General features: G+C 74.2%; 9 protein-coding genes and 1 pseudogene. All 10 read right to left on the bottom strand.

Annotated features, from left to right (window positions below; genetic code table 11):
- Positions 1-18: 18 nt before the first annotated feature.
- The 10 genes and pseudogenes from coaBC to pyrR all read right to left on the bottom strand — a co-directional run bounded on the left by coaBC (position 19) and on the right by pyrR (position 11750).
- Complete coding sequence (gene coaBC, locus ND486_RS01235) at positions 19-1236, bottom strand: bifunctional phosphopantothenoylcysteine decarboxylase/phosphopantothenate--cysteine ligase CoaBC (RefSeq protein WP_251782383.1); 1218 nt, start codon at positions 1234-1236, stop codon at positions 19-21.
- 9 nt (positions 1237-1245) lie between these two features.
- The gene (gene rpoZ / locus ND486_RS01230; RefSeq protein ID WP_020627644.1) at positions 1246-1515 is read right to left on the bottom strand and encodes a DNA-directed RNA polymerase subunit omega; all 270 of its coding nucleotides are present in this window, start codon (positions 1513-1515) and stop codon (positions 1246-1248) included.
- A gap of 38 nt (positions 1516-1553) precedes the next feature.
- Positions 1554-2144, bottom strand: coding sequence for a guanylate kinase (gene gmk, locus ND486_RS01225; protein WP_251782972.1), 591 nt, complete (start codon positions 2142-2144; stop codon positions 1554-1556).
- Positions 2145-2177: 33 nt separating this feature from the next.
- A complete protein-coding gene (gene mihF / locus ND486_RS01220; protein WP_020627642.1) occupies positions 2178-2492 on the bottom strand; it encodes an integration host factor, actinobacterial type in 315 nt (104 codons plus the stop codon).
- Positions 2493-3001: 509 nt separating this feature from the next.
- On the bottom strand, positions 3002-3835 hold the full coding sequence (pyrF, locus tag ND486_RS01215) for an orotidine-5'-phosphate decarboxylase (protein WP_251782382.1): 834 nt from the start codon (positions 3833-3835) through the stop codon (positions 3002-3004).
- On the bottom strand, positions 3832-7143 hold the full coding sequence (carB, locus tag ND486_RS01210; protein ID WP_251782381.1) for a carbamoyl-phosphate synthase large subunit: 3312 nt from the start codon (positions 7141-7143) through the stop codon (positions 3832-3834). The genes pyrF and carB overlap by 4 nt, the downstream gene beginning before the upstream one ends.
- Before the next feature lie 680 nt (positions 7144-7823).
- Positions 7824-8927: pseudogene (carA, locus tag ND486_RS01205) on the bottom strand (glutamine-hydrolyzing carbamoyl-phosphate synthase small subunit); the annotation flags it as partial.
- Complete coding sequence (locus tag ND486_RS01200; protein WP_100877621.1) at positions 8927-10219, bottom strand: dihydroorotase; 1293 nt, start codon at positions 10217-10219, stop codon at positions 8927-8929. The gene ND486_RS01200 and the pseudogene carA, both read right to left, overlap by 1 nt.
- Positions 10216-11160, bottom strand: a complete 945-nt coding sequence (locus ND486_RS01195; protein ID WP_179762644.1) for an aspartate carbamoyltransferase catalytic subunit — start codon at positions 11158-11160, stop codon at positions 10216-10218. Before ND486_RS01195 ends, ND486_RS01200 begins: the two co-directional genes overlap by 4 nt.
- Complete coding sequence (gene pyrR / locus ND486_RS01190; protein WP_062395627.1) at positions 11157-11750, bottom strand: bifunctional pyr operon transcriptional regulator/uracil phosphoribosyltransferase PyrR; 594 nt, start codon at positions 11748-11750, stop codon at positions 11157-11159. Before pyrR ends, ND486_RS01195 begins: the two co-directional genes overlap by 4 nt.
- Positions 11751-12142 lie beyond the last annotated feature (392 nt).

Here is a 12142-nt window from a genome sequence, read left to right as displayed (position 1 = left end):
CGTCGTGTGCGGGGATGCTCAGCGCAGGCGCGGGACGACCGCGTCCCAGATGCGGGAGGCGAGCAGCGCCTTGGAGCCGAACGGCAGCTCGTCCTCGCCGCCGTCGCGGGCGAGCAGCCAGCCGGCGTTGTCCGTGGTCTCGAAGGCCTTGCCGTCGCCGACCGCGTTCACCACCAGCAGGTCACAGCCCTTGCGGGTGAGCTTGGCGCGGCCGTGGTGGAGCACGTCGCCGTCGGCGTCGCCGGTCTCGGCGGCGAACCCGACCACGACCTGACCCGGCCGCGGCGGGTCGGCCACGAGCCCGGCGAGGATGTCGGGATTCTGGGTCAGGCGCAGCGGCGCCGGCTCCGCGTCGCCGCGCTTGATCTTGTCGGCGGCGGTGTCGACCGGCCGGAAGTCCGCGACGGCGGCGGCCATCACCACGGCGTCCGCGTCGGCGGCGGCACCGCGGACGGCGGCCTCCATGGCGACGGCGGTCCCCGCGGCGACCACGTCCACCCCGGCCGGGGCGCCGAGGTCCGCGGTGTGCCCGGCGACGAGCGTCACCCGTGCGCCGCGCTGGGCGGCGACCCGGGCCAGCGCCCAGCCCTGCCGGCCCGAGGACCGGTTGCCGAGGAACCGGACCGGGTCGAGGTCCTCCCGGGTCCCGCCGGCACTGACGACCACGTGGCGGCCCTCCAGGTCGCGCGGCAGCGCGTCCGGGCGCTCCAGCAGCAGCCGGGCCAGGTCGACGATCTCGGCCGGGTCGGGCAGCCGGCCTTTGCCGGTGTCCGCGCCGGTCAGCCGGCCGGCGGCGGGCTCGATCACCACGGTGCCGCGGGCGCGCAGCAGGGCGACGTTGTCGACCGTCGCGGGGTGCTCCCACATCTCGGTGTGCATCGCGGGCGCCAGCACCACCGGGCACCGGGCGGTCAGCAGCGCGGCGGTCAGCAGGTCGTCGGAGCGGCCGTGTGCGAGGCGGGCCATGAGGTCCGCGGTCGCCGGGGCGACGACGACGAGGTCCGCGCCCTTGCCCAGGGCCACGTGCGGCACCTCGTGGACGTCGTGGAACACCCCGGTGGCGACGGGACGGCCGGACAGGGCCTCGAACGTCGCGGCCCCGACGAACCGCAGCGCGGACTCGGTGGGGATCACCCGCACCGCGTGGCCGGACTCGGTCAGGCGACGCAGCACCTCGGCGCTCTTGTAGGCGGCGATGCCGCCGGAGACGCCGAGGAGCACCTCGGGAGGAGCCATCGAGAGGTCTTACTCGCCCTCGGTGTGCTCGAGCATCCCCGCCTGGATCTCGCGCATCGCGATCGACAGCGGCTTCTCGCGCGGGCCCGGCTCGACGAGCGGGCCGACGTACTCGAGCAGGCCCTCACCGAGCTGGGAGTAGTAGTCGTTGATCTGCCGGGCGCGCTTGGCCGCGTAGATGACCAGCGCGTACTTCGAGCTGACCTGGCCAAGCAGGTCGTCGATCGGCGGGTAGGTGATGCCCTCGGGGGCGGTGGAGGTGCCGGTGGGCGTGCTCACGTGGTGGACTCCTGAAGAACGAGGGGGACCGGGGGCGCTCAGACGGCGCCGCGGTCGACCGCCAATGCTACCAACCGGCCGATCACGGCCTGCAGGTCGTCGTTGACGACCACCTCGTCGAACTCCCCCTGGGCGTCCATCTCCTCGATGGCGGTCCGCAGCCGGCGCTCGCGCTGCTCGGGGGTGTCCGTGCCGCGGTCGGTGAGCCGGCGGGCCAGCTCCTCCATCGACGGCGGCGCGACGAAGACGGTGACGGCCTCGGGACGGACCCGCTTGACCGACCGGGCGCCCTGCAGGTCGACCTCGACCAGGACCGGGCGGCCCTGGGCGAGCGCCTGCTCGACGGGCGCGGCGGGGGTGCCGGAGCGCTGCAGCCCGCCGTGCACCTCGGCCCACTCGAGGAGTTCGCCGCGCTCGACGAGCGCGTCGAACTCCTCGCGGGACACGAAGCGGTAGTCACGGCCGTCCACCTCGCCCGGCCGCGCGGGCCGGGTCGTGGCGGACACGCTGAACAGCAGCTCCGGCAGCGCCTCACGCAGTCCCGCGACCACGCTGCTCTTGCCCACCCCGGAGGGCCCGGCCAGCACGAGCAGCCGCCCGCGGGCGGGGCCGGTCCGGCCGGAGGACATGACGGAGGAGGTGTCGGTCACGGGACGCCCGGATCAGCTCGGGTAGCGCTCGAGCAGCGCCTTGCGCTGGCGGTCACCCAGGCCACGCAGACGGCGGCTGGTCGCGATCTCCAGCTCCTCCATGATCTGCTGGGCGCGGACCTTGCCGACGTTCGGCAGGGCCTCGAGCAGCGCCGAGACCTTCATCTTGCCGAGGACCTCGTCGGTCTCGGCCTTCTTCAGCACCTCCTCGAGGGTGGTGCCGCCGCGCTTGAGGCGGTCCTTCAGCTCGGCCCGGGCCCGGCGCGCGGCCGCGGCCTTCTCCAGCGCGGCGGCGCGCTGTTCCTCGGTCAGCTGGGGAAGGGCCACGGTTGGTTCCTCCGTACTTTCCTGTGTCGTTCTCGTCGTTCTCGCCGCCGTGATCCCGGCTCGCGCCGGGGTGTCGCGTCAGCGATCGGGTGGTGGGTCGCACCGACCCGTCCGGGGGACGTCCCCGGCGTCGTATTCGAACGTACCCACGACCTCCACGGAAGCGTCAATGGGGGTCCCACCTCCGGTTTCGGCCGCCAGGAGGTGATCAACGGCACCCTGTTCGAACCACGACAGGAGTGCCATCCGGCTCCCCCGTAGGGCGGGTCGGCGCAGTGCTGCCCGCCGGACGGGGCAGCCGGCCCACCACCGGACGCGCCCGATCGACGTCCCGGTGCGCCCGGGGGCGCCCGGCGGGTGGAGCGGACCGTCCGGCGCGCGTCCGGCGTCGCCGGCCCACCACCGGGCCCACGCCGTCCGGGAGTCCGTGATCGCGACGCGTGAGGTGTCCGGTGCCGGATCCGGCACCGGACACCTCACGGCGGACGATCACCGGGACCGGCGCCCGCTCAGTGCGACCCGGCGGCGGTGGAGGCCAGCTCCTCCCCGAGCAGGTGCGCCGCGTCCCGCAGGGCGACGGCGTCGGGGCCGGCCTGCAGCACACCGCGCGCCGACACCGGCAGGACCGGGCCCGCGGTGCCCGCGAACCGCGACACCACGTCGGCCGGGCTCGCGCCCTGGGCACCGAGCCCGGGCACCAGCACCGGGCCGTTCAGCGCGGTCAGGTCGAGGCCGTGCTCGTGGGTGCCGCCGACGACGACGCCCACCGCGCCGCGGGGCCGGGCACCGGCGTTGCGGGCGGCGGCGTCGTCGACCATCCGCTGGGCGACGCTCACCCCGTCCGCCGTCGTGGCGCACTGCACCGCGGCACCGTCCGGGTTGGACGTGCGGGCCAGCACGAACACCCCGCGCCCGGCCTCGTCGGCGGCGGTCAGCGCCGGCTCCAGCGACCCGAACCCCAGGTAGGGCGACAGCGTGAGCGCGTCCGCCCCGAGCGGCGCGCCGACGCGCAGGTAGGCGTCGGCGTAGCCGTCCATGGTGGAGCCGATGTCGCCGCGCTTGGCGTCGAGCAGGGTCAGGGTGCCCGAGCCCGCGAACCCGGCGAGCAGCCGTTCCAGCACCGCGACGCCGGCCGAGCCGTGCCGCTCGAAGAACGCCGCCTGCGGCTTCACCACCGACACCGCCCCGGCGAACGCCGCGTGGCAGCGGTCGGCGAACGCGGCGAGGCCGTCGGCGTCGTCGGTGAGGTCCCAGGCCGCCAGCAGTGCCGGGTGCGGGTCGATCCCGACGCACAGCGGCCCGTGCGCGGCGACGGCCCCGTCGAGCCGGGCGGCGAAGCTCACGCCTTGGCCTTCAGCGCCGCGTGCGCCTGCTGCAGCGACCGCACGCCGATCCCGCCCGAGGCGAGCGCCTCGATGCCCTGCACCGCGGCCGCGGTCCCCTGCACCGTGGTAATGCACGGCACCCCGCGCGACACCGCGGCGGCGCGGATCTCGTAGCCGTCGACGCGCGGGCCGGGGTTCCCGACCGGGGTGTTGACGATCAGGTCGACGTCCCCGGCGAGGATGGTGTCGACGATCGTCGGGGTCTCCGGTCCGGAGCCCTCGCTGTGCTTGCGCACCACGGTGACGTCGATCCCGTTGCGGCGCAGCATCTCCGCGGTGCCCTCGGTGGCGAGGACCTGGAAGCCCATGTCGGCCAGGCGGCGGATCGGGAACACCATCGCCCGCTTGTCGCGGTCGGCGATGGACACGAACACCGTGCCCGAGGTCGGCAGCGAGCCGTAGGCGGCGGCCTGCGACTTGGCGAACGCCGGGCCGAAGGCGGAGTCGAAGCCCATGACCTCGCCGGTGGACTTCATCTCCGGGCCGAGCAGCGGGTCGACGCCCTGGCCCGCGGTGTTGCGGAACCGGTTGAACGGCAGCACCGCCTCCTTGACCGCGACCGGGGAGTCGGCGGGCAGCGCGCCGCCGTCGCCGATCGCCGGGAGCAGGCCCTCGCCGCGCAGGTCGGCGATGGTGGCGCCGAGCATGATCCGGGCGGCGGCCTTGGCCAGCGGCACCGACGTCGCCTTGGACACGAACGGCACCGTCCGCGACGCCCGCGGGTTGGCCTCCAGCACGTAGAGCACGTCGCCGTGCAGGGCGTACTGGACGTTGAGCAGCCCGCGCACGCCGACGCCGTGCGCGATGGCGGCGGTCGCCTCGCGGACCTTCGCCAGCACCGAGGAGCCCAGCGTGATCGGCGGTAGGGTGCAGGAGGAGTCCCCGGAGTGGACCCCGGCCTCCTCGATGTGCTCCATCACGCCGCCGAGGTAGATCTCCTCGCCGTCGCACAGGGCGTCGACGTCGATCTCGATGGCGTCGTCGAGGAACTTGTCGACCAGCACCGGGCGGTCCGGGGAGATGGTGGTGGCGCGGGCGATGTAGCCGGCGAGGGTCGCCTCGTCGTAGACGATCTCCATGCCGCGGCCGCCGAGCACGTAGGACGGCCGCACGAGCACCGGGTAGCCGATCCGGGTGGCGATCCCCCGGGCCTGCTCGAAGGAGGTGGCCATGCCGAACTCCGGGGCGGGCAGGCCGGCCTTGCGCAGGACCTCGCCGAACGCGCCGCGGTCCTCGGCCAGGTCGATCGCGGCCGCGGAGGTCCCGACGACGGGCACCCCGGCGTCGGTGAGACGCTGCGCGAGCCCCAGCGGGGTCTGCCCGCCGAGCTGCACGATGACGCCCGCGACGGTGCCGGAGGCCTGCTCGGCGTGCACGACCTCCAGGACGTCCTCGAAGGTCAGCGGCTCGAAGTAGAGACGGTCGGCGGTGTCGTAGTCGGTGGACACCGTCTCCGGGTTGCAGTTGACCATGACGGTCTCGAACCCGGCGGCGCGCAGCGCCATGACCGCGTGCACGCAGGAGTAGTCGAACTCGATGCCCTGCCCGATGCGGTTCGGGCCGGAGCCGAGGATCAGGACCTTCGGCTTCTCGGTCTGCGGGGCGATCTCCGACTCGGCCGCGGGGTCGGTCTCGTAGGCCGAGTAGTGGTACGGCGTCCTCGCCGCGAACTCGGCGGCGCAGGTGTCGACGGTCTTGTAGACCGGCCGGATGCCGAGGCGGTGGCGCAGGGTGCGCACGCCGTCCTCACCGGCGAACTCGGGGCGCACCGCGGCGAGCTGACGGTCGGACAGGCCGTGGCGCTTGGCCCGGCGCAGCAGGTCGGCGTCGAGGACGGGGGCGGCCTCGAGCTCGGCGCGGATCTCCCCCAGCAGCGCGATCTGGTCGACGAACCAGGGGTCGATGCCGGAGTTCTTGGCCACGTCGTCGACCGACTGGCCGGAGCGGAGCGCCCGCTCGACCTCGTAGATGCGGCCGTCGACCGGGACGGTGTACTGCGGTTCGCCCTCCGGGTCGGGAGCGGTCCAGAACCCGGCCCGGGCCCGCTCCATCGAGCGGAGCGCCTTGCCCAGCGCCTCCGGGAACGAGCGGCCCAGCGCCATCGCCTCGCCGACGGACTTCATGGTCGTCGTCAGCTCGGGGTCGGCGCCGGGGAACTTCTCGAACGCGAACCGCGGGATCTTGACCGCGACGTAGTCCAGCGACGGCTCGAACGCGGCGATGGTCTCGCCGGTGATGTCGTTGCGGATCTCGTCGAGGGTGTAGCCGACGGCGAGCTTCGCGGCGATCTTGGCGATCGGGAAGCCGGTGGCCTTCGACGCCAGCGCCGAGGACCGGGAGACCCGGGGGTTCATCTCGATCACGACCAGGCGCCCGGTCTCGGGGTGGATCGCGAACTGGATGTTGCAGCCGCCGGTGTCGACGCCGACCGCGCGCAGCACGGCGATACCGACGTCGCGCATGTGCTGGTACTCGCGGTCGGTCAGGGTCATCGCCGGGGCGACGGTGATCGAGTCACCGGTGTGCACGCCCATCGGGTCGATGTTCTCGATGGAGCAGATGACGACCACGTTGTCGTGGTGGTCGCGCATGAGCTCCAGCTCGTACTCCTTCCAGCCGAGCACCGACTCCTCGATGAGGACCTCGGTGACCGGGGAGGCGGCGAGCCCGGCGCCGGCGAGGCGCTCCAGGTCCTGCGCCGAGTGCGCCATGCCCGAGCCGAGCCCGCCCATGGTGAACGACGGCCGGATGACCACGGGCAGGCCCAGCTCGTCGGCGGCGGAGCGGACCTCCTCCATGGAGTGGCAGACCCGGGAGCGGGGGACGTCGCCGCCGACCCCGATCACGATGTCCTTGAACTTGAGCCGGTCCTCGCCGCGCTCGATCGCGTCGACGTCGGCGCCGATCAGCTCGACGCCGTGGCGCTCCAGGGCACCGTTCTCGTGCAGCGCGATCGCGGTGTTGAGCGCGGTCTGCCCGCCGAGGGTCGCGAGCATCGCGGTGACCGGGGTGCCGTTGTCGCGCTCGGCGACGATGACCTTCTCGACGAACTCCGGGGTGATCGGCTCGACGTAGGTGGCGTCGGCGAACTCCGGGTCGGTCATGATCGTCGCCGGGTTGGAGTTGACCAGGGAGACCCGGATGCCCTCGGCCTGCAGCACCCGGCACGCCTGGGTGCCGGAGTAGTCGAACTCGCAGGCCTGGCCGATGACGATCGGCCCGGAGCCGATCACCATGACGTGGTCGATGTCGTCGCGGCGGGGCATCAGTGGTCCTCCTGCCGGGCCTGGTCGTGCCGGTCCGGGTGCTGCGGGGTGGATGGGGATCCGGTGGGCGGTGGCGGCCACGGGCGGTCGTCGACGGGCCGGGCACGGCCGGACACCGGGTCGCCGCCCGGTGCCGGCTCGGCCGGGATGTCCTCGGCGTCCGGGTCGGCGGTGGCGCCCGGGTGGGCGGGCGTACCGCCGTCGCGGCGCAGCGCGTCCTCGATGTCGGAGAACGGCGCCGTCAGCGGGTCCGGGGTGCCGGGGCGGCCCACGGCGGGCATCCGGCTGGTGGGCGGCTCGATCTCGCCGCGGCCGGTGGCCGGGGTCCCGGCCGGCGGGGTGACGGGCAGCCGGGTGGTGTGCTCGTCGGCGTCCGTTCCGGCGTCGGCCCCGCCGTGCGGGCCCTCCGGGCTGCCCGGCTCGAACCCGCCCGCGGCCGGGGCCGTGGCCGTGGCCGGGGCGGCCGGGGTGGGCCGCAGGTCGACCGACGGGGCCGCGGTCGCCGTCGGCGGCGTGGCCGGGTCGGGCTGGGCGGTCATCGCCGGCGCGGCCTCGGTCCCGGCCCCGGGCCGGGCCTCGGCCTCGGAGTGGGTCTCGGCCTCGGGCCGCGGGTACGGCGCGGGTGCGGTGCCCTCGGGCCGCTGCCCGGCGACGCCGGCGTAGCCGACCGGGTACTCGGTCATGAGCTCCACGAAGCGGTCGAACAGGTCCGACGCGTCGTGCGGGCCCGCGGCGGCCTCCGGGTGGTACTGCACGGAGAACGCCGGGAAGTCGAGCCCGGCCATGCCCTCGACGCAGCCGTCGTTGGGGCAGGTGTGGGTGATCTGCGCGCGGCCGTACGGGGTGTCGAACTCCTCGCCCGCCTCGCCGGACACCGCGAAGCCGTGGTTCTGCGAGGTGATCGCGATCCGCCCGGTGGCGTGCTCGACGACCGGGATGTTGATGCCCCGGTGGCCGTAGCGCAGCTTGTAGGTGGACCGGCCGAGCGCGCGGCCGAGGATCTGGTTGCCGAAGCAGATCCCGAACAGCGGGATGCGCCGCTCCAGGACCTGCCGGGCGAGCGCGACGGGGCCGTCGGCGGTGGCCGGGTCACCCGGGCCGTTGGCCAGGAAGAAGCCGTCCGGACGCAGCGACTCGACGGTCTCGATGGTGCTCGACGCGGGCAGCACGTGCACCTCGATGCCGCGGGCGGCCATCATCCGCGGGGTGTTGAACTTGATGCCGACGTCCAGGGCGGCGACGACGAAGCGCCGCTCCCCCACCGCGGGCACCACGTAGGCCTCGGCGGTGGTGACGGCGCCGTAGAGGTCGGCGCCCTCCATCTGCGGGGACTGCGTGACCCGCTCGACCAGCTCGTCGTCGGGGGCGAGGCCGGGGCCGGAGAAGATCCCGGCGCGCATGGCGCCCTGCTCGCGCAGGTGGCGCACCGCGGCGCGGGTGTCGATCCCGGCGATCCCGACGATCCCCTGGGCCCGCAGTGCGTCCTCCAGCGAGCCGGTGGCCCGCCAGTTCGACGCCCGCCGGGCGGGGTCGCGCACGACGTAGCCGGCGACCTGGATCGCCCGCGACTCGTCGTCCTCGTCGTTCCAGCCCGTGTTGCCGATCTGCGGTGCGGTCTGCAGCACGATCTGGCGGTGGTACGACGGGTCGGTCAGGGTCTCCTGGTACCCGGTCATGCCGGTGGTGAACACGGCCTCACCGAGTGTCTCCCCGGTGGCGCCGTACGCCTGTCCGCGGAAGATCCGCCCGTCCTCGAGCACCAGTAGCGCTGTCCTGTCCCCCATCACTGCACAACCTTCCCGTCCTGCGCGGTGATGCGTCCCCGCAGCACCGTCGCGACCACCGTTCCGGGCAGCCGCATTCCCTCGTACGGCGTGTTCGCCGCCTTGCTCGCCAGCTCCGCACCGCGGACCGTCCAGACCCCGTCCGGGTCGACCAGCGCGAACGTCGCCGGCTCCCCCTCCGCGATCGGACGGCCCTGGTCGGGCAGGTTCCCGATCTCCGCGGGGCGCTCCGACAGCACCCGCGCGACGCCGTGCCAGTCCAGCAGGCCCGGCTCCACCATCGTCTCGACCAGCACCGACAGCGCGGTCTGCAGGCCCAGCATGCCCGGCTTCGCGGCCTGCCACTCGGTGTCCTTGTACTGCGCGGCGTGCGGGGCGTGGTCGGTCGCGACGACGTCGATCACGCCCTCGGCCAGCGCCTCGCGCATCGCGCGGGTGTCGTCGGCGGTGCGCAGCGGCGGGTTGACCTTGTTCACCGGGTCGTAGCCGGTCAGCCGGGAGTCGGTGAGCAGCAGGTGGTGCGGGGTGACCTCGGCCGACACCCGCACGCCCTGGGCCTTGGCCGCGCGCAGCACGTCGATCGTGCGGGCGGTGGAGATGTGGCAGACGTGCAGCCGCGCGCCGGCCTCGCGGGCCAGCGCGCAGTCGCGGGCGACGATCGTCTCCTCCGCGGTGGCGGGCCACCCGGCGAGCCCGAGGCGCGCGGCGACGGCACCCTCGTGCGCCTGGGCGCCGCCGGTGAGGCGGTGGTCCTCGGCGTGCTGGGCGATGACGACGTCGAGCGCGGATGCGTACTCCAGCGCGCGGCGCATGATCAGCGGGTCGTTCACGCAGCGGCCGTCGTCGGAGAACATCCGCACCGCGGCGCGGGAGGCGGCCATCGTGCCGAGCTCGGCGAGCTTCTCGCCGCCGAGGCCGACGGTGACCGCACCGACCGGGTGCACGTCGACCAGCCCGATCTCCTCGCCGCGCCGGCGCACGTGCTCGACGACCACGTCGGAGTCGGCGACCGGGGTGGTGTTCGGCATCGCGAACACGGCGGTGAACCCGCCGAGCGCCGCGGCACGGCTGCCGGTCTCGATGGTCTCGGACTCCTCGCCGCCGGGCTCGCGCAGGTGCACGTGCAGGTCGACGAAGCCGGGCAGCAGCACGGCGCCGTCGGCGTCGAGGACCTCCGCACCCTCGGGCGCGGTCAGGCCGGTGCCGATGGTGGCGACGACGCCGTCGGCGACGAGCACGTCGACCGGGTCCCCGCCGTAGGGCCGGGTGTTGCGGATCAGCAGGTCGGTCATTCGGGAGCTCCGGCGAGAAGGTGGTAGAGGACGGCCATCCGCACGTGCACGCCGTTGCGCACCTGGGCCAGGACGGCGGAGTTGGGGGCGTCGGCGACCGCGGGGGCGATCTCCATGCCGCGGATCATCGGGCCGGGGTGCAGGACGACCGCGTGGTCGGGCAGGAGCCTCGCGCGGTCCTCGGACAGCCCGAAGCGCACCGCGTACTCGCGCGCGGAGGGGAAGAAGCCGCCGTGCATCCGCTCGGACTGCACGCGCAGCATCATGACCGCGTCGAGCGCGGGCAGCTCGGCGTCCAGCTCGTGGGACACCCGGCACGGCCAGGACTCGACGCCGGTGGGCAGCAGCGTCGGCGGCGCGACGAGCACGACCTCGGCCCCGAGGGTCGCGAGCAGCAGCACGTTGGACCGGGCGACCCGGGAGTGCAGGACGTCGCCGACGATCCCGATCCGCCGCCCGGCGATGCCGCCGAGCCGGTCGCGCAGGGTCGCGGCGTCGAGCAGCGCCTGGGTGGGGTGCTCGTGGGTGCCGTCACCGGCGTTGACGATCGCGGTGGGGGTGCCGGTGACCTCGCGGTCGGCGTCCGCCCAGTGCGCGAGCCGGTGCGCCGACCCCGAGGCGGGGTGGCGCACGACCACGCAGTCCGCACCCATCGAGGACAGGGTCAGCGCGGTGTCGCGCAGCGACTCGCCCTTGGAGACCGAGGAGCCGGAGGCGGACACGTTCACGGTGTCGGCGCTCATCCACTTGCCGGCGATCTCGAACGACACCCGGGTGCGGGTGGAGTTCTCGTAGAACATCGTGATGACCGTGCGGCCGCGCAGCGTCGGCAGCTTGCGCACCTCGCGGCCGAGCAGCGCCTCGCGCAGCCGGTCGGAGGTGTCGAGCAGCGCGGTGGCCTCGGCGGCGTCGAGGTCGGCGACCGAGAGCAGGTGTCTCACCTGTCCCCCTCTCCCTGGGTGATCCAGACGCCGTCGCTGCCGTCGATCTCGGTCAGCGAGACCAGGATCTGCTCCGAGCGCGACGTCGGGACGTTCTTGCCGACGTAGTCGGCGCGGATCGGGAGCTCCCGGTGGCCGCGGTCGATCAGCACGGCGAGCTGCACCGCACGCGGACGGCCCTCGTCGCGCAGGGCGTCGAGCGCGGCGCGGGTGGTGCGCCCGGACATGAGGACGTCGTCGACGAGCACGACGAGCCGGTCGTCCACGCCGCCCTCGGGCACCGCGGTGGACTCCAGCGCACGGGCCGGGCCGCGGCGCAGGTCGTCGCGGTAGAGGGTGGCGTCGACCGAGCCGACGGCCGGTGCGGCGCCGGCGAAGTCGGTGATCGCGGCGGCGAGCCGGTGGGCCAGGTGCACGCCGCGGGTGGGGACGCCCAGGAGCACGAGCCCGTCGGGGTTCTCGGCGCTGAAGGCGGTCTTCTCGATGATCTGGTGCGCGATGCGCGCGACGGTGCGGGTGACGTCGGCGGCGGACAGCAGTTCCCGTGCGGGCTGCTGTGCGTCGGCGTCCCCGCGGCGGTTCTGCGCCACGAGGTGGTCTCCTTCCCCGCCTCACCGGACGGGTCTTAAAGGACGGTCGTACACGAGCTGTGCGCCAACCTAGCAACTCGGCGGGTGCCCGCGCGGGACGGCCGCAGCGCGTCACACCGCGAGCCGCGCCACAGCCGCGTCACCCGTTCGAGGTCACGTTCCCGTCACGATGCGCGATGGCCGACGGCCGTCCGGCACGACACCTTGCGATACCCGATTCTGCCCATGCGCACCCACAGGGGCGGGTGGTGGGATCGCGTACCCACACCCTGCGCTACCGCTGACGAGGGACGTGGACTGCCCCGTTCGTGTGGGAAACCGCTCGTCAACCCCCCGAGCAGGGGGTCGAACTTGACGGTGCCGGACCGGACCCGGAGGATTACTCTCCGTAT

It is taken from the genome of Pseudonocardia sp. DR1-2 (assembly GCF_023717215.1).
In the GTDB taxonomy this organism is placed as follows: Bacteria; Actinomycetota; Actinomycetes; order Mycobacteriales; family Pseudonocardiaceae; genus Pseudonocardia; species Pseudonocardia alni.
Note: the sequence above shows the minus strand (reverse complement) of the source record. Positions and strands in the feature narration are given on the sequence as shown.